Source organism: Fibrella musci (assembly GCF_041321105.1).
In the GTDB taxonomy this organism is placed as follows: domain Bacteria; phylum Bacteroidota; class Bacteroidia; order Cytophagales; family Spirosomataceae; genus Fibrella; species Fibrella musci.
The window spans coordinates 266,648-284,364 of record NZ_JBGGWD010000005.1 but is presented as its reverse complement, the minus strand read 5'-3'; the positions used below and the strand labels follow the sequence as shown (position 1 = coordinate 284,364).

16 protein-coding genes are annotated in these 17,717 nt (G+C 56.2%); 7 read left to right on the top strand and 9 right to left on the bottom strand.

The genetic code is table 11. The features are described from left to right. Positions 1-103: 103 nt before the first annotated feature. Both ACAW74_RS17570 and ACAW74_RS17565 read right to left on the bottom strand, forming a co-directional pair. The gene (locus ACAW74_RS17570) at positions 104-862 is read right to left on the bottom strand and encodes a GntR family transcriptional regulator (protein WP_370699523.1); all 759 of its coding nucleotides are present in this window, start codon (positions 860-862) and stop codon (positions 104-106) included. A 296-nt stretch (positions 863-1,158) separates the two neighbouring features. Beyond that, entirely contained in the window at positions 1,159-4,149 is a 2,991-nt protein-coding gene (locus tag ACAW74_RS17565) for a TolB-like translocation protein (RefSeq protein WP_370699522.1), read from the bottom strand. Between the two features lie 165 nt (positions 4,150-4,314). On the opposite strand from ACAW74_RS17565, the gene ACAW74_RS17560 reads away from it, so the two are divergent. Continuing rightward, complete coding sequence (locus ACAW74_RS17560) at positions 4,315-4,833, top strand: DoxX-like family protein (RefSeq protein WP_370699521.1); 519 nt, start codon at positions 4,315-4,317, stop codon at positions 4,831-4,833. Between the two features lie 120 nt (positions 4,834-4,953). Here ACAW74_RS17560 and lhgD read toward each other — a convergent pair whose 3' ends face one another. Next, positions 4,954-6,150 carry an L-2-hydroxyglutarate dehydrogenase gene (gene lhgD, locus ACAW74_RS17555; RefSeq protein WP_370699520.1) on the bottom strand — a complete coding sequence of 399 codons (1,197 nt, stop codon included), beginning with the start codon at positions 6,148-6,150 and terminating at the stop codon, positions 4,954-4,956. 107 nt (positions 6,151-6,257) lie between these two features. Then, a complete protein-coding gene (locus ACAW74_RS17550; RefSeq protein ID WP_370699519.1) occupies positions 6,258-7,460 on the bottom strand; it encodes an anhydro-N-acetylmuramic acid kinase in 1,203 nt (400 codons plus the stop codon). Positions 7,461-7,602: 142 nt separating this feature from the next. Here ACAW74_RS17550 and ACAW74_RS17545 point away from each other — a divergent pair, with 142 nt between their 5' ends. From ACAW74_RS17545 to ACAW74_RS17530, 4 genes are read left to right on the top strand one after another with little or no spacing between them, the layout of a single operon-like run. Beyond that, positions 7,603-8,469: an ABC transporter ATP-binding protein gene (locus ACAW74_RS17545; protein WP_370699518.1), complete on the top strand. Its 867-nt coding sequence runs from the start codon at positions 7,603-7,605 to the stop codon at positions 8,467-8,469. After that, a complete protein-coding gene (locus tag ACAW74_RS17540) occupies positions 8,466-9,272 on the top strand; it encodes a hypothetical protein (RefSeq protein WP_370699517.1) in 807 nt (268 codons plus the stop codon). The genes ACAW74_RS17545 and ACAW74_RS17540 overlap by 4 nt, the downstream gene beginning before the upstream one ends. A 5-nt stretch (positions 9,273-9,277) precedes the next feature. Beyond that, positions 9,278-9,646: a GntR family transcriptional regulator gene (locus ACAW74_RS17535; protein ID WP_370699516.1), complete on the top strand. Its 369-nt coding sequence runs from the start codon at positions 9,278-9,280 to the stop codon at positions 9,644-9,646. Further along, positions 9,643-10,344, top strand: a complete 702-nt coding sequence (locus ACAW74_RS17530) for a hypothetical protein (protein ID WP_370699515.1) — start codon at positions 9,643-9,645, stop codon at positions 10,342-10,344. Before ACAW74_RS17535 ends, ACAW74_RS17530 begins: the two co-directional genes overlap by 4 nt. 97 nt (positions 10,345-10,441) lie before the next feature. Here ACAW74_RS17530 and ACAW74_RS17525 read toward each other — a convergent pair whose 3' ends face one another. Both ACAW74_RS17525 and ACAW74_RS17520 read right to left on the bottom strand, forming a co-directional pair. Then, entirely contained in the window at positions 10,442-10,633 is a 192-nt protein-coding gene (locus ACAW74_RS17525) for a hypothetical protein (RefSeq protein ID WP_370699514.1), read from the bottom strand. Positions 10,634-10,730: 97 nt separating this feature from the next. Beyond that, positions 10,731-10,988 (bottom strand): hypothetical protein, encoded by a 258-nt coding sequence (locus ACAW74_RS17520; protein ID WP_370699513.1) that lies wholly within the window; start codon positions 10,986-10,988, stop codon positions 10,731-10,733. Between the two features lie 216 nt (positions 10,989-11,204). Here ACAW74_RS17520 and ACAW74_RS17515 point away from each other — a divergent pair, with 216 nt between their 5' ends. Beyond that, on the top strand, positions 11,205-12,407 hold the full coding sequence (locus tag ACAW74_RS17515; protein ID WP_370699512.1) for an MFS transporter: 1,203 nt from the start codon (positions 11,205-11,207) through the stop codon (positions 12,405-12,407). A 70-nt stretch (positions 12,408-12,477) separates the two neighbouring features. Further along, positions 12,478-13,428 (top strand): magnesium/cobalt transporter CorA, encoded by a 951-nt coding sequence (corA, locus tag ACAW74_RS17510; RefSeq protein WP_370699511.1) that lies wholly within the window; start codon positions 12,478-12,480, stop codon positions 13,426-13,428. A 109-nt stretch (positions 13,429-13,537) separates the two neighbouring features. Here the strand turns inward: corA and ACAW74_RS17505 are convergent, their stop codons facing one another. The 3 genes from ACAW74_RS17505 to ACAW74_RS17495 all read right to left on the bottom strand — a co-directional run bounded on the left by ACAW74_RS17505 (position 13,538) and on the right by ACAW74_RS17495 (position 17,564). Continuing rightward, complete coding sequence (locus ACAW74_RS17505) at positions 13,538-14,023, bottom strand: Dps family protein (RefSeq protein ID WP_370699510.1); 486 nt, start codon at positions 14,021-14,023, stop codon at positions 13,538-13,540. A 247-nt stretch (positions 14,024-14,270) separates the two neighbouring features. After that, on the bottom strand, positions 14,271-16,739 hold the full coding sequence (locus ACAW74_RS17500) for a TonB-dependent receptor (protein WP_370699509.1): 2,469 nt from the start codon (positions 16,737-16,739) through the stop codon (positions 14,271-14,273). 12 nt (positions 16,740-16,751) lie between these two features. Continuing rightward, entirely contained in the window at positions 16,752-17,564 is an 813-nt protein-coding gene (locus tag ACAW74_RS17495; protein ID WP_370699508.1) for a hypothetical protein, read from the bottom strand. Between the last annotated feature and the right edge of the window lie 153 nt (positions 17,565-17,717).

Below are 17,717 nucleotides of genomic sequence, written 5' to 3'. Positions count from 1 at the left end.
TTATGTCTATATGTATAGACATATCGAGAAACAAAAACAGGCTACTAGGGTGAGTGATTCGTCAACCATATACGGATAGGCTATGTTGGGGAGTAGAATTTGTCTATTTGCGGGCTATGTCGATAGCATAGGTGAAACGGTCGGCCCGGTAATAACCTACGTTGAACTCAACGACCCGTTCGCCCGGATCGCAGACAATCCGCTTGCGTAACAGAATGGGTTCGCCCGGACTGGTGTGCAAAACGGTTGCTAGGTCATCATCGGCCAGTGTCGCGCTAATTTCTTCTTTAGAGAGCACCACGACGGTGTGGTATTCTTTTTCCAGCATCTCGTACAACGGCTTAGAAAAATCTTCGGCCCCCGTCAAGCCCACCCGCGGATGGAAATACGAAACGAAGTAAACAATAGGCCCGGCCTCCAGGCCTCGCAGCCGCTCCAGCTTCAGGACTTTTGAACCGGCATCAATGCCAAAGACGTCGGCCGTGTCCTGATCGGCCAGTGTCCAGCTGGCTTTGATCTCATAGTTTTGAAAGTCGACACCCTTGTCATGCATCTCAAGCGTGAAGCTTGACCAGTTGTTGAGTTTAGTCGTGATCCGGTTTTTGGCAACTTTGGTTCCGACGCCTTTCTTACGAATCAATAACTGTTCATTGACTAATTTATTAATGGCCTGCCTGACCGTGTTCCGGGCTATGCCGAACCGTTTGGCAAGGTCAATCTCATTCGGAAAGAGCTTGCCCTGCTGATACTCGTCTCTGTCAATCAATTCCCTCATTATGGTTTCCACCTGAATGTGAAGTGGAATAGGGCTGCCGTGATCAATCGTGAATAATTGCAAGTCTTTGTCCGAATGTCTATACATACTCTGATGCAAATGTTATAGTTTTTTGGTTTACTGGCAAACTATATTCATAATTTTTTCGCCAAAAAATCAATTAATGCCTTTTTCTGCTGGCCTTTGGTCGCATTTAACGACCGACACCCGCTAAACCGCGTCGGCCGACTCACGGGTGATCGCTAGTTACACGCCAATTAGCCCTCACTGAATCGGTTGACTTTTCGTTTCCCACCCTTTTCCGGAACGGCACTCGCAGGCGCCGTCTTTTGATCCCTTTTGGAGAAGCGTCAAGACAGCCCTGCTCAGGCCCGCCCGGTTAGCTAGAACCCGATATCGATGACCAGCGGCTGGAAGAACGCCGCCCGGTTCCGAATGTCGTAGCCCGCCCGCAGGCCCACTTCCAGCGGGGTACGTAGCCGCAACGGGTTGAACACCACCGAGAGGTCGCCACCAACGGTCCAGTCATAGCTGCTGACGGGTACAATTCCTCGCACCACATTTCGGCTGTCGAGCTGCAAAAGGCGGCTTTTGCCCCAGGCATAATCAGAAAAGAGATTGCCTTTCAGACGCTGAATATAGAGTAGTCGCGTGATCGACAGGTGCAGATCGGCCAGCGGTAGCCGGTAATCGGCTCCTGCCACCCACAGGTTGTCGAACGAGGTGTAAGCTGCGCCGCGCGGGTAAAGCACCGCTGCCCCAAACCGATACAGATTTTTGGCGTCGGGTGCGCCCCATTGGTATTGGTAGGCCCCCCGCAGGCGCAGGCTGTGGTGTTTGCCCACGCCGGGCAGAAAGACGTTCAACGCGTTGGCCCATTGCAGGCCGCGCAATTGCCCTGTCGTCTGGGCAAAGGGCGTGCTCCGCAGGCTGGTGCTTGCCGACACACCCAATCGGTTGCCCACGTCGCGCCGACTCTGACGCAACACGTAACTATAATTAGCCCCATACAGTAACGTGTGCAGTGTGCCGTTGCCTGTTTCCGTGAAGTAGCGGCCCGGTAGCTCATAGCCGCTCACCGAGAGCAGGCCGTAATAGGCAAACAGGTTGGCGTTTTGCAGAAACCGCGATCGGGTAAGCTGAAAAGGCAAGCGAACCCCCGCCGTCAGCTCGTTGTACCGCCACGTGTCGGTGCGGAACGTGGTTGCTGAGTTGGTAACCGGAATACTGGTGCGTCGGTTGCCCGTCTGGAAACCGACGTCAAACACGGGATACAAACCCTGGTAGCTCACGTTGACACCCAGAGCGCCCGTTTGTTCGCTTTGGTTGTAAGTGTAGCCTGCTGTAAACTGCGTGGTGTTGAGCAAATCCCTTGACTGAATGCCTACATTCAGCGATTGACCCGTCGAGCCCAGCGTTGGCCCCCAACTATATGGGTTGAAGGCATGGGCCAGCCGCCGGAACCGGCCGGGCGTCGAGGTGGGTAGATTGGGTACCGAGTCGGCGGCGATGGGCGGCAGGCTTTGCGCGCCCGCGTTGAGCAGCGGCCCAAAATAGCGCGTGGTCTGATCGGTGCCCGGCGTTGACTCACCCGGCGCATCCACGCCGGGTACGTTGGCGGGGGGCCAGGCGGCGGGGTCGAGTGGGGTTTCGGCGACCCGGTAGCCGTGCGTGTCAAAATCCTCGAACGCCAGCCAGCGCCCCGTCGGCGAGACGGTAGCGTGGTAAGCCCCAAACGGCCGCGACGTCACCCGCGAGACCGTCCCCGAGGCAATTTCGACCGCATAGATATTGTCGATACCCGATTGCGGCGAGTTGACCAGAATGTGCGTATTGCCATACGACTGAACGTGGCTCAGATTCAGGTTGATAAGGGGCAACAACGCCCGTTTTTGTCCTGTTTCGGTATCGATAAACTCGATGGTTTTGCCTTGCTGGCTCAGCGTAACCGTCACCAGGGTCCGGCCATTATGCCAGCGTGGGTTTACGTAGAAGTCATTGGCCGGGTTAGGCAGCACCGACAACTCACGCCCCGTCTGGCTATCGAGTACAACAAGCTCGTGCTGGTAGCTATCGGTGGTGCGCAGGGCGACGAGGCGGCTGTTGTCGGGCGAGAGGGCCACGGCGGTGTAGCGGCTACGGGTCGTTAGCCGACGTACCTGGCCCGTTGCGAGGTCGAGCAGTTTGATTTCGCCATAAATACGTTGCAGCCACCGCGGGTCGTAGCGGTTTTCGATCCAGCAGGCCATCTGCGGCGTGGCCGAGAAGTAGGTAGGTTCGTTCAGCACCAGCCCCTGGGTGTAGACGTGTTTTTCCCGCCCGTTGCGGCTCAATACCACCACCTGCTGAATGTCGCCGAGCCCGCTTTTGATGCACAGGATCGTGCTGTCGGTCAGGTATTGTGGGTAGCGGTAATTGGTAAAGACCGGGCGGGGCGTTCGGGCTTTTTCAGCGCTGACTGGGTACGTTGTCGCGGGGGTAAGCACCAGGTTGTCCTGCCGCCGTTTCCAGGTGTCGATCAGGTCGCTGACAGATTCTGTGTACAGATCATCGACGCGCGTGCCGGTCGGGTTTTCGGCTGATTTGGTGGTTTGTTTGAGGCCGTTGGAAAACGAGAACGGATAAAACGGAAACTGCCTGTAAATTCGGTTGAGTGCGCCACTCCAGGCGTTGGGGCCGTAAGTACGTTTCAGTTTGGTCGTCAGAAAATAGCCCAGTTCGTAGTGGTTGGGTACGTTGTCGCGGAAGGAGCCGCCCGTGGCCTTGGCGTAGTTGAAGGGTCGGCGGGTGAGCAGGTTGGTACGCATGCTCAACTCGAAAGCCGGTATCCGGCCCCGGCCCGAGCGGGTCAGGATGGTTTCGGTCCCGACGGCATCGCCTTCCAGAAACCAGTCGGGCGTAACAACGTTGGTCGCGAAGCTGAGCCCCTGCGCGCCCAGCAGGTAATACAGCACTTTGCCGTAACCCTGATAGGCCTTTTCGTACTGCACAATATGGCGGTATTCGTGCACGGCCAGCAGATCGAGCCAGTTGAGCGTACCGAGCAGCGCCGGGTCTTGCGGCGGCACGGCGTAGAATTCGGCATGACGTGGAAAGAGCGTCGCGAACCCGTTGCTGACGGTCGTCTGGTTGCGGAGCACCACCGAGAGCGGACGGGGCCGTCGTTCCAGACCGGCGCTCACGGGTTCGTAGACCTGTTCGAGTCGTTGGGCCGTTCGTTGGGCGCGTTGTTGGAAGCCCTCGGGGTAGATTACCCGAAAATGCGGCGTGTTGAGTTGATAGAGACGAAGCGAGGCAGGTGTTTGCTCCAGAATGGGCAGATTCTGCGCAGCTGCCGATAGCGTCATCAGCAGGGCAAAGGGTAGCAGTTTCAAATTGGTTGTGTCTAATAGCAAGCCAACAGCGAAGCTACTAAAGTTGCGCTGATTGTGTTTGTTCCGGGCCTGAAGTCGACGTGCTGGCGCCATAGGCTACGTCCGGCAAACTATAGTCTATTGTGTCAGTTGGCTATATGAACGCCTCTTAACCCGATAACCCTTATGAAAGCGGATGAACCCGCGTACCCGACCGCCCGGCGAGCCGACGCCCGCATTGTTGCGTGGATGGCCGACTACGGACCCGATTGCCTGCGCATCGCGTTGGGCATTGTCTTTCTCTGGTTTGGCATCCTGAAATACTTCCCGGATCTGGGTATGGCTGAACGGCTTGCCGCCCGGACGTTCGAGGTACTCACTGCCGGTCATATGACCTCGGCTACGTCGTTGCCCCTGCTGGCTACCTGGGAGTGCGCCATCGGGCTAGGCCTATTGACGGGCAGGTTAATGCGGACAACCTTGTTCCTGCTCTTCGCGCAGATGATCGGCACCATGATGCCGCTGATACTGTTTCCGGCCGAGACCTGGAGACATCCTTTTGTGCCAACGCTGGCCGGGCATTACATCATCAAAAATATCGTGCTGATCAGCGCCGGTATTCTGCTGGGCGCGATGGTGCGCGGCGGCAAAGTCATCGCCGATCCCAAAGCCGCTCAGGCCGCTGACCAGATGAAAGACGAGTGATGGGGCTCGTCATTTTACTTTTTTGTCATTCCGACGGAGGAGGAATCTTGAAGGCTCCCTGCTTGTAAATTGGGACGTATCAAGATTCCTCCTCCGTCGGAATGACAAACAAACGGACAATCAGAACCGACTCAGAACTTTCTCCGAAACCGTTTTGCCAATCGAGAGCGACGATGTGGCGGCGGGGGAGGGGGCATTGCAGACGTTGACGGCCCGGTCGGTTTCGATGATCGAAAAGTCGTCGAGCAGGCCACCGGTGCGGTCACAGGCCTGCGCCCGTACGCCCGCGCCGCCTTCGATGAGGTCGTCTTCCTGCACGGCCGGAATCAGCTCCTGCAAGGCTTTGGTAAAGGCCGATTTTGAAAACGACCGGTACATTTCGCCCAGGCCCGTTTCCCAGTATTTCATCGCTACTTTCTGGAATCCCGGCCACGCCAGCGTCTCGAACAGTTCGCGCAGGTTGATGTCCGATTTGCGGTAGCCTTCGCGCTGGAAAGCCAGCACGGCGTTGGGGCCGGCCTCTACTCCCCCGTGAATCATGCGAGTGAAGTGCACGCCCAGGAACGGGAAGTTCGGGTCGGGGACGGGGTAGATGAGGTTCTTGACGAGGTGATGCTTTTCGGGCCGAATCTTGTAATACTCGCCCCGGAACGGCACAATTTGCAAACCGATGGGGTCGCGCTGGGTGAGTTGAGCAATCTTGTCTGAATACAGCCCGGCGCAGTTGACCACCAGCTTGGTTTCGTAGCGGTTTTTGTTCGTCACCACCACGCTGAGGCTGTTACCGGGCGTGAGTTGCTCTACCTTTTCGCCGTAGTGGATCTCGCCACCGAGGCCTTGGAACACCCGTGCGTAGGCTTCGCACACCTGCGTGTAGTCGATGATGCCCGTTTGCGGAACGAAGATGCCATCGACACCCGCCACGTGGGGCTCGATTTCGCGCATTTCGCCCACCGACAGCCGCCGCAGGCCGCCAAGGCCGTTTTGCTGGCCGCGCTCAAACAGCGTGTTGAGCTGAGGCACCTGTTCGGCTTTGGTCGCCACCACAATCTTGCCGCAGAGCTCGTAGGGCACGTTTTCGCGGTCGCAGAACTCGAGCAGCATGTGGTAGCCGCTGATGCAGTTGGTGGCTTTGAGGCTACCCGGTTTGTAGTACAGCCCCGAGTGAATCACGCCCGAGTTATGGCCGGTCTGGTGGGCCGCCACCCGAATTTCTTTCTCCAGCACGATCACCGACAGGCCCGGCCGCTGCTGCTTAAGCTGAAGGGCCGTGGCCAAGCCAACAATCCCGCCGCCAATTATGGTTACGTCAGTCATTTTTTAGGTTACCCCCCGCCCTGAAGGGAGCCTGCTGGCGCACGATCAATGCGCACGCGAAATGACATATGCGCCAGCAGGCTCCCTTCAGGGCGGGGGGTATTTCGTCACTTATAAAAACTAATCTTTCCCATCGTCACGCTGGGGACGCCGGAGCGATTGCCAAAGCTGGTGGTGCCGCCCACAAGGGCTTCGTTGGCTAGTACGGCAAACAAAATGGCTTCTTTGGCATCGCCGGGTATACCCAGTTCGTCGGTTCTGGCAAAGGTACAACCGGGAAGCAAGCGGGCGATAGTTTGGGTGAGTACCGGGTTGTGCGCACCGCCGCCACTCATGTAAATGCGCGGGCGCTCGATGCGCGCCTGTTGCAGCGTTTGCCCGATCGCCTTGGCGATGCTTTCGGCACTAAAGCGGGTGAGGGTCGCCATCAGGTCGTCGGCGGCGAGGCTGCTGGTCTGGCTCCGCTGCTGCGCATCCCGAACGTAGGCCATGTTGAACACTTCGGGGCCGGTGGTTTTAGGGAAAGGGTGTTCGAAGAACGGATGGTCGAGCAGCGCCGCGAGCAGTTCGTCACTAATGTGACCCCGTGCCGCCATCTGTCCGTTTTCGTCGTAGGGCTTACCGGTGTAGTGGCGGGCGTAGGCGTCGAGCAGCGTGTTGCCGGGACCGGTGTCGGTGGTGAAGACAACGCCCGCATCGAGCGAGCCGGGCAGGTACGTAAAGTTGGCAATCCCGCCCATATTGAGCAGAATACGGTCTTCACCCGCCTGCGAAAACACAAAATAGTCGCCGTACACGGCCAGCGGGGCGCCTTCACCGCCATGGGCAATGTGCCGCTGCCGGAAATCGCTGAGTGTGAGAATACCCGCTGCCGCCGCCACGTGGTCGCCGTCGCCAATTTGCAGCGTGGCGTTGGGGAAACCCGCCCGTCCGTGCTGCTTTTGGGGCGCGTGATAAACCGTTTGCCCGTGGCTGGCCACCAGATCGACCGCGTCGGTGGGTACGTTCCAGGTACGTAGGCAGTCGGCTACCCATTGACCGTGCAGCGTGCCGATCTGCTCGTTCAGCAGCGTCAGGTGCTCAAAATCAATCTGTTTTTTGGCGAAAACGGCTCGTATGCTATCCTTAAGTGGTTCGTCGTAGGGTACGGTAACGAACTGGTCGAGGGTTACGCGCGTGTCGCCACCGCTGCCTGTAAGGCGGCAAAGGGCTACGTCGAGGCCATCGAGCGACGTACCTGACATGAGCCCCACGATGCGGCGTTCGGGCTTTTGAGCAATGTCATAGAGGCGTTGAAGTTGTGGGTTCATGAAAGGGCCAGCGCAGATCGGTCCTCAAAACTAAGTTGGAAGAGCGCACCGCCCGGTAGAAAGCCGCGCACATTTTTTTACCAGCCTATTGCTTTTCCAAAAGAATGATTACTATTGCAGTGTATTAATGATCTAATACACTATGGCAATTATTGAGCTAACCAACCTAACCTTTCGCTACGGCCGAAAACCGCCCGTGTTGCGACGCCTTTCGCTTCAGTTGGAGCCGGGCCATATCTACGGCCTGCTTGGGTCGAACGGGGCGGGCAAGTCGAGTCTGCTGCGGCTGATGGCCGGGCTATTGTACCCCACCGAGGGGCAGTTACGGGTAAATGCCCACGAGCCGCTCCGTCGTGATCCGGCGTTTCTGGAAGACGTTTTTCTGCTGCCCGAAGAAACCGATACGCCCTCGATGACGCTCGATACCTACGTGCGGACGTTGAGTGCTTTCTACCCGAAGTTCAGCCACGAGCAGTTTCAGACGTACCTGCGCACGTTTCAGTTGCCCGAGACGATCGGTAAACTCAACGCGCTATCGTTGGGGCAGCGCAAGAAGGTGTTTATCAGCTTCGGGCTGGCAGCCAACACCAGCGTGCTGCTGATGGACGAACCGACCAACGGCCTGGATATCCCCTCGAAAACACAGTTTCGGAAGGTGGTGTCGGCGGCGCTGGCTCCCGACCGGCTCATACTGATTTCGACGCATCAGGTACGTGACCTCGACGCGCTGATCGACGCTGTGGTGGTGCTCAACGATCACGAACTGCTGCTGGCGGCACCGCTCGAGCGCGTGGGGCAGCGCCTCCGGTTTGAACGCCTGACCGAAACCGTCCCGGCCCAACTGCCCGCCGACGTGCTTTACGCCGAGCCGGGCCTACGTGGGCAACTGGTGGTCCGTGAAAACGACGACCCCTCCGACGACACACCCGTCGACCTCGAACGGCTGTTCAACGCGGCTGTCAACAATCCGCAACGCATCAAACGCCTTTTCTCGACCCAACTGCCATGAACCAAACGTTTTCTCTCGCTCGCTTTGCCCGGCTGCACCGGTGGCTCTGGGCCACCAAAGGCCGAACGTACCTGATTGGTGTTGGCTCTTTGCTGGCAGTCAGCATACTGCACTTGTCGCGCCTGATGGCTACCGATAAAGTACTCTTCAATGTGTTTGATAATCAGTCCAACTTCGCCGTTTGTCTTTTCTTTGCCACTGTGCTGATGGTGGGTATGGGCAGTGATGTATTCAGCGCGCTATTTCGGCAGGAGTCGGCGATTGCGTACCTGATGATTCCGGCCTCGCGTACCGAAAAATTCTGGCTGGGGGTGCTGTATTGCCTGCTGGCGCTGCTGGTGTTTGCGGCTGGTTACTTTGGGTACGAAGCCTTCGCGTTTTCGGTAGCCAACGGCCATCTGAAGCCGGGGCAAACGCACTACATGTCGTCGCTGGCGTTTTTTGGGCCGGGCCAACACTCCGATAGTAGTGCTCTGTATGTCAGCTTTTATTCCTTTTTACTCGTCCTGGCGGTGTGCTTGTTGGGTAGCTTTTACTTCCAGCGGGGCGTTTTGGTCCGAAACGTCAGTGTCAGCATCATCGCCGTTGTTGGCTTCTTTTTGTTGTATCAGTTTATCGCCGGGCTGGTATTCAGTGGCCTGGAAGCGCACATTAATTTCCCATTTGGCCGCCTTACCGTGGTCGACAAAGCTAATTACCAACAGGTTTTTCTGCCGGGCTGGGTGAGCTGGCTGGTCTATGGCTTCATCCTGCTGATGCTCTGGGTTACGGCGCGAGTTCGGTTTAACGAAATAGAACGCTGATCATCATGGAATTCACGGATAAACAACCCATCTACCTGCAAATCGCCGAATACATGGGCGAGCAGATTTTGCAACGTACCTGGCCGCCCGGCGAACGGATTCCGTCGGTGCGCGAACTGGGGTCGTCGCTCGAAGTGAACCCCAACACGGCGATGCGGGCCTTCGATTTTCTGCAACAACAGGGCATTATTTACAACAAACGGGGTATGGGCTACTTCACTGCCGACGACGCCCCCGCGCTGGTGCTGACGATGCGCCGCACCCGTTTTCTGGAACAGGAACTGCCCGATGTGTTCCGCACGATGCAACTGCTGGGCATCAGCATCGCCGACCTCGAAACCCGCTTCAACGCCTTTCAACTCACGACCCCATGAAAACCAGTAGCAAACTTCTTCTCGGTCTCTTGTTGGGGCTGATTATCGCCTCTTTTGGAGCCGCGATTTCGCTCCGGCAGCAATACGATGCCCTCGACAAATCAGATAAATACGGGCGCTGGAAAAAAGTGGCATTACCCCCATTCCGGGCCATAAAAATCAGCGGTCCATCTGGCCGGAGTGTGGATATTGAGCGTGCCGCCACCACGCGTCTGCTGGTGGATACGCTCAACGTGGATACTGAGTTAGGGGCTGGGTACGTTGCTAAAGTAGTCAACGATACGCTTTTGCTGACCTTGACCTCTGACACGCACCAACGTCCGTCGACCGATTATGAAGCTGACTATCGTCCAACGATTCGGGTGCAGTGCCCGGCCTTGACAAGCGTGACGACGATAGATGCATCGGCGCAAGTAGGGGATTTTAGCGGTGCCACCCTGACGTTGGCTCAGCTGGGAAAGACGGGCGATATTAGCTTGAAGAAAGTACAATTTCAACAGCTCACTGCTTCGTTAGCAGGTAAAAATCATCTGACGATCACCAAAGACGGTAACCGGATCGGGCAGGCAGCGATCATGCTGCGTGACAGCAGCCACTTGTACCAACACAGCGATTTTAGCCAGGGCTTCACGCTCGATGCCGCGCCAGGTACGTTGGTTCAGCTAACCGGAAAAGCCATGGGGCAGGTGAGGAAGTAAGGGGTTCAAGGTTCAATAGCCAAGGTCCAATGGGGCTGACGCATTCTTATTCCGCGTCAGCCCCATTGGACCTTGGCTATTGAACCTTGAACATCATTTATCGATTGCCTCCGCCGCCGAGAAGTTTGGCAAACAGCCAGATCACGACGCCAATGACGAGGATGACGGCGATGGCACCGGTCCAGGCGCCTGCTTTGAAGATGCTGCCGATGGCTTCACAGCTACTCATGGTGAGCAGCAGCATAAACAGCAAGGAAAATAGGGTGTAGCGTTGCATCAGGCTTTTCATAGTGTAATGTCTTTTAGCAGGTTATGCAAAATGCAGAACCCGCTTACCCCTATAGTGTTCATTGAACTCGCCTGAATGCGCTCTTTTTAACGCATTTTCAATAGGAGTGGCTTTCGCTCATGGCCCCTGGCGCCTTCGAGATACCTGACGGCCTGGTAGGTTTTGCGCCCGACGAAGACCGCCCGGCTAGCCGGAAGAAGGCCCAGGCCAGCAAAGCGGTGCCTCCCATAATGGCAATGACGGTGGCCAGTACCATGAAGACGGGCAATTCACGGTAAAGGCTAAGGCCGGCAACGGTGAGGAGCGCCCCCAGAAACAGAGCCAGATAGAGCGAGTGGCGGGCCAGCTTTTTCATAGGTCAGTTGTCCGACGGTGGTCGAACGGGTTACAGCGAGAGAACGCCGTCCAAATTGAGAATGTTGCCGCTCGACGGACTCGCCGGGGCTATTTAACGGTAATTAAATTTGGGGTGAAAACGGGCTAAACAGACACTTAGCCAGAAGTTAAAAACGGGTGCCCCAGCTTGCCGCAAACGCTCTACCTTTGCGGGCATAACCGTCTGTGTCGTCACTTGCCGAAGTCAACCATCCCCGCTACTACGCTCGAACCCCTTCAACAGCCCACGCTGTATACGCTCCCGTTCTGGCTTTTGTGCCTGAGCAACTTCCTGTTTTCGGCCAGTTTTTCGATGATGATTCCCGAACTGCCCGACTACCTGACGGGCCTCGGCGGGCGCGAATACATCGGCTGGGTGATTGCGCTATTTACGCTCACGGCGGGTATTTCGCGGCCGTTTAGCGGTAAGCTTACCGACACCATCGGGCGGGTGCCGGTGATGGCGTTCGGGTCGCTGGTGTGCTTCGTGTGCGGGCTGCTGTATCCCTGGCTCATCACGGTGGCCGGTTTTCTGACCCTCCGCCTCGTGCACGGCTTCTCGACGGGCACCAAGCCCACCGCCACCTCGGCCTACGTTGCCGACGTCGTCAATGCCGGTCGGCGGGGCGAGGCCATGGGCGCGCTGGGGCTGTTCACGGCCACGGGTATGTCGTTGGGGCCGGTGATTGGCTCGTTTCTGGTCAACAACGCGTCGATGAACACCATGTTCTACACGTCGTCGGCCTTCGCGTTGCTGTCTATCCTGATCCTGATGCGCCTGCCCGAAACGCTCGAACATCGGCAGCCGTTTCGGTTCAGCCTGCTGCGCCTCCGCCGCGACGAATGGTTCGACTGGGGGGCTCGCCAACCGTTTTTTGTGCAACTGCTCAATTCATTTGCCTCCGGCGTGGTTATTACCCTGGCCCCCGCGCTGAGTGCCTCGGTCGGTGTGACCAACAAAGGGTGGTTTTTCGCGTTGTATACGCTGGCTTCCCTGCTCATTCGCCTCACGCTGGCCAAGTCGTCGGATCGCTACGGGCGCGTGCCGGTGCTGATCGGCTCTACGGGTGTGCTGGCTGTTTCGCTGGTGATGCTGGCCCTGACCGATTCGGTCTGGCTGTTTTTCGGGTCGGCCATTCTTTACGGGTTTGCGTGGGGTATGAACTCGCCCACCTTGCAGGCCTGGACGGTCGACGTCAGCGATGAAGCCACGCGGGGCCGGGCAATGGCCACGCTTTACATCGCGCTCGAAGCGGGTATCGGGCTGGGCGCGGTAGCTGCCGGCTGGTTCTATACGCATCAGCCGGCCAATGCCATTCCGCTGGCGTTCGGGCTGGCGGCGGTGTTGGCGGTTGTCGGCGTAGGCTATCTCTGGAGGGTTAACAAGTTCACAGCCTAGCGTTTTCAACTGGCCGACGCCTCAACCTACTGTTCATTAAACTGCAAACGCTAAACTGTAAACTCCTTTTATGATTCGCATTTTTCAGCAGGACGAGGCTGCCGTACGAAAAATCCGGGATATCGAATCGTTTCAGGACACGGAACGAACGCTCTGGGTCGATTTGCAGAACCCGACACCCGATGAAATTCGGAGTGTAGAGGAAAAATTCGACGTTAGTTTCCAGAGTCAGCAGGAGCAGGCCGAGATCGAGAGCAGCTCGCGGTACATCGAAGAGGATGAGTTGCTGGTAGCCAACTCCAACTTCCTGATTCCCGACCGCGACAATCAGTACCGGACTGTGCCGGTCAACTTTCTGCTGAAAGACGACGTACTGTTTACGTACCGTTTTGCCGACCTGAAATCGTTTGCCGATATGGTGAAGCGGATCAAGTTAAGACGGGCGTCGTTTACCGATGGGGCGCAGATCATGATTGCCATCTTCGAGTCGCGCATCGACTACGACGCCGATCTGGTCGAATCGCTGTCGAGCCGGGTAAAAGCCATCAACAAACAGCTGGATCTGGACGCGAAACTTGATCGGGAGATGCTGCTGCAAATCAACGACTTCCAGGAGCTGACCATGTCGATCCGGGAAAACGTGGTCGATAAACAGCGTGTGATTTCGGCCATGATTCGCTCGGATGGCTGGTTTACGCCCGAAGAGCAGGCGCGATTGCGGATTGTGATCAAGGATATCAGCTCGCTCATCGATCACACAAACTTCATCTTTGAGCGGCTCGAATTCTTGCAGGATACGTTTCTGGGTCTGGTCAATCTGGAGCAGAACAACATCATCAAGATCTTCACCGTCTTGTCGCTGGTGTTGCTCCCGCCCACACTCATTGCCAGCATCTACGGCATGAACTTCGCCAACATGCCCGAGGTCTCGTGGCGCTATGGGTACGCCTTTGCGCTCGGCCTGATGCTGCTCTCCTCCGGCATAACGTACCTGTTCTTCAAAAAGAAAAACTGGCTGTAAAAGGGAATGAACAATGTACAATGAATAATGCACAATGGGTTGACGCGTAGACAACTGTTCTTGCGTCAACCCATTGTGCATTATTCATTGTACATTGTTCATTCCCTTCTTATCCCCGCTCGTCTGAGAGGTATTTGCGAAGCATCCAGGCCATTTTTTCGTGAGCCTCCATCAGGCCGGTCAGGAAATCAGCCGTGCCAGCGTCGCCCAGTTTTTCGTCGGTCGTTTCCACGTCTTCGCGCAGTTCGCGGATCACCTGTTCGTGGTCAGCAAGCAGGCGTTTGAACATCTCCTGCGTCTTGATGTGGCCGTCGTGATCTTCTTTCAGGCTCGAGTTTTTGATATAATCGGCCATCGTAGCCAACGGGCGGCCACCCAACTGCCGGATACGCTCGGCAACCAGATCGATTTCTTCTTCGAGTTCGTTGTACTGCTCCTCGAAAAACTCGTGGTACTCTTTGAAGCTAGGTCCCGACACGTCCCAGTGGAACTTGCGGGTTTTGATATACAGTACGTGAAGGTCAGATAGGAAGGCGTTCAGGAGTTCATTGTCTTTTTTGAGGACATCCTGATCAAGGCCAATATTGGGTTGCATAGCGTGTTGCGGATTTAATTTGGTAATCGATTTGATTACTGAATTAACCGCTTCAAGCCAAAAGAGTTTTTCCGTCGGAGCGAGTGGATGGGTGTAAATAGAAGGCGGATGAAGCGAATTGGCTGGATATACATGGATTTAGTTGACCGGTTTAAACAGCTATGTTCGGTGTAAATCAATCAATAAAATCCGCGAAAATCCGACCAATCCGTTTTATCCGCGTTCTGTCTTACTGCCCGTTCAGTTGTCAGCGAAAATTCAGATAGACCTCCACACCATAATACCGGGGGCGGCTCCAGGCGATTTGGTCGCCCCAGTCATATTCCCAACCGTGTTGGATGTATAGTTTGTTGGTCAGGTTCTTGCCCCAAAAGGCGATACTCCACTTGCCGTCGGCCGGTACCAGTGCCAACCGCCCATTGATGATGCTGGCCGGCACGCGGGCAATCACCTCCGAGTTTGAAATGTCGTTGTAGGCTTTGCCAGTGTGGTTGATGTTCAGGCCCATATACATCCGCAACTTGTCGCTCAGGGGCACCGTATATTCAGGAGCAACCGAGAATGTCCAGTCTGGTGCTTTCAACAGCCGGTTGCCAGCGTAGTTAATGGGGTTACCATTGTCGTCGGTGCCGAAGGGGAAGTCGATGTATTTGAGGTTCAGGTAACCCGCCGATACGTCGAGCCGAAACCGTTTGAGCATGGCCGAAAACTCGATCTCGGCCCCGTAACCCCGCGTTAGGGGGGCGTTGGCGACACCTACCCGGGTGCCCTGGTCGAGGAGTTCCTGTTTGTCTTTATAGTCGGTGTAAAAAGCGGCCCCATTCACCTGAATCCGTTCGCTGGGTTTGGCCTTCACCCCAATTTCGTAGTTGTTCACGTACTCAGGCCGAAACACCAGTCCGCCGTTTTCGCTGTCTTGGATTGGGGCCGTATTGAAGCCTGCTCCCTTAAAGCCCCGTACGAATTTGGCGTACCCCATCAGGTTCGACGTGAAACGGTAATCTAGTCCCACATCGAATGAGAGGGCCAGATCGGTGGTTTCGCGCGTTACGGGGCTGGTCTTGCTGCCAATGTTGGAGGCATACAGATTGATGAATTCGAAAGGAACGCCGTTGACGAATTGATTTCTGATTCGCTGGTAATACGTTAACTGGCGGTTCTCGGCGGTCAGTCGCAGGCCGCCGTTCAGCCGTAGTTGAGGCGTAAGCTCAAGAGCACCGGAAACAAATCCGGCGGCACTTTGCGACCGGATCACCCCGTTGGTGGTGTAGCCCTCACTCGTAAACTGATTGGCGTTGGCAATAGACCGGCCCAGCAACTCGGCTGCCACGGGCAGGAAGCCTTTGTTGAGCGTAAACGTGTCGGTAGCGCTGATGTGCTCGTTGAGGTAATATAGCCCGGCTACATAGGCCAGTTTCTGGTCGCGGGGTGAGTTGAGGCGCAGCTCCTGACTGAACGTCCGCAAGGACTGAGCGCGACCCCAGCGGGTTACGTCGGCGGCCGATACGTCGTTATCGCCGAAGTAGCTATCGGTCGACTTGTTGAGTGCCGAAATCGCCGTAAGGGTGTTCCGGCCCAATTTGACTTCCAGTTTGCCCATACCCCCATACTGCTCGCGGTTGAAGTCGTTGGGTACGTTCTGAGCCGTATGCAGGCCTTCGTCGGCCCGGATACCCACCGGGTCATAATCGGGCTTGCTAGCATACACGAAGGTGTTTTCGGCTTTGTTGTCGCGCCCGTAGTTGCCCCGCAACGTAAGCGTTACACGTTCAGAAGGGGTGTAGAGGAGCGAACCGCGAAGTCCAAAGAAGTTGGTTTTATTGAGGGCTTCGATGGCCGGTACTTGGTCAGAAACGTACCCGTCACGCAGACTCAACGCACTCGTGAGCCGAATGGCCAGCTTGTTTTTGACCAACTGCCGGTTAAGCTTCGCCCTGATTTGCCGGAAGTTATAGTTGCCGTAGTTGAGTTCAATCTGCCCGTCGTTGGTCATCTCGGGCCTTTCGGAAATGACGTGGATCACGCCGCCGATGGTGTTTTTACCAAACAGCGTACCCTGCGGGCCGCGCAACACTTCCACCCGATCGATGTCCATCAGGGTTTGGTTAAACGCGAAACTGCGCGAGAAATACACATCGTCGATGTAGAGGGCCACGGTCGACTCGAACCCCACGTTATCGAAGACCGTCGACAGCCCCCGGATCGAAAACGACACCTGCGAATTCAGCCACGAGTCGGTAATGAGGTTAGGGGTGTTACTGAGCGACTCCATGGTGTTGTAGATGCTGCGCCGTTCGAGGTCGCGCCGCCCCACCACCGACGCCGCCACGGGCACTTTCTGGAGGTATTCGTCCTGCCGGTTAGCCGCTACCATCACATCGGCCAGTTGCGTCTCGTTGCTGATCATCTCGAAATTCTGCTCGATGGGCTTACCCGTTGGCAGCAGCGTCACTTCCACATCACGAAGGCCTACAAAGCGGGCAACCAGGGTCACCGGCTCGTTGAGTACAAATCGATAGCGTCCTGTGCGGTCGGTGATCGTTCCGCGTTTGGTGCCTTTCACAAACACCGATGCTCCCACCAGCGGGTCGCCGTTGGTCGCTCTGAATACGCGCCCGGTCACGATCGTCGGTTGCCGTTGGGCCAGTACCGGGTTCACGCACCAACACCATAAGGCTAGCCAAAATGCCAGCCAGAAACGTATACTTTTTTTCATGCCAGCAGCAGGTTATTTGTCAGCGAGTTTGCGGAGGTTACCTTCCAGCAACTTCAGGGTTTTGTCGCGGTAAAGGGCGATCTTTTCGGTGTCGGTCTGCTCCTCAAACGGCTTGTTGCTGTAGCGGATCTTTTGGAGTAAACGCGAACTGGCAAACACCAGCGTGCGATTGCGGTCGTACCGATGGTGTTTGAACTGCAGGGTTAGTTCGAGGATGGTATCCAGGGTTTTATCGAACAGCCACCAGGCTTCGGTCTGATCATTGAACTGGCGGACAATTTTGACCTCATTAGCCGTTGAGTCGACATTATACTGAAAGCCCGCCTCCGACTGATTGAGGTTACGAAGCAGGGTGGCCAACGTCTCGGTAGGTGCGATCCGGTAAATCCGAATCAGATCGCTCACGTTAAGTAGGTTACGCTCGTAGGTGAGCCGCGCGACCCGGGCTAGGGCTGTATCACGAACGACTTCGACCCGGGCGCGGGCGGCTTCGGACTCGCGGAAGGTGGTCTGCACCTGCGTTAGCTGCTCCTTCAGGTTAGTCAGTTCCTGGATGTAGCGGCCAATGGAGTCGTTTCGGTGCTCGATGGTTTTTCTGGCTGTAGCGAGCCGCTCTTCAGCCAGCCGGCTTTGCCGTTCTTCCTGTCGTAGCCGGTTTCGTAGCGTAGTCTGTTGCTCCTGTAGCGTGTTGATGCGCTCTCGTTGCGATTCGATAAGTTTGGCATCAGACTCCGCCTGGGTCTCGGCGGGTGTTTGGGCAAAAAGGGGCACGGCAGCCAACTGTAGCAGGATAACCGTTGCCCATCCAATTTGCGTCGTGTTCATACAAGACGGTGCGATTCTTACAAAAAAGGGGAAGTATTTTTTACGCAAGGATAGGGATTATTACGTTAATGTCACCGCTTCTATTAGAGCAAAAACATTGAGCATAAAATTGAGAAAACAATCAGTCTTTTCAAGGATTGTCACTACTTATTT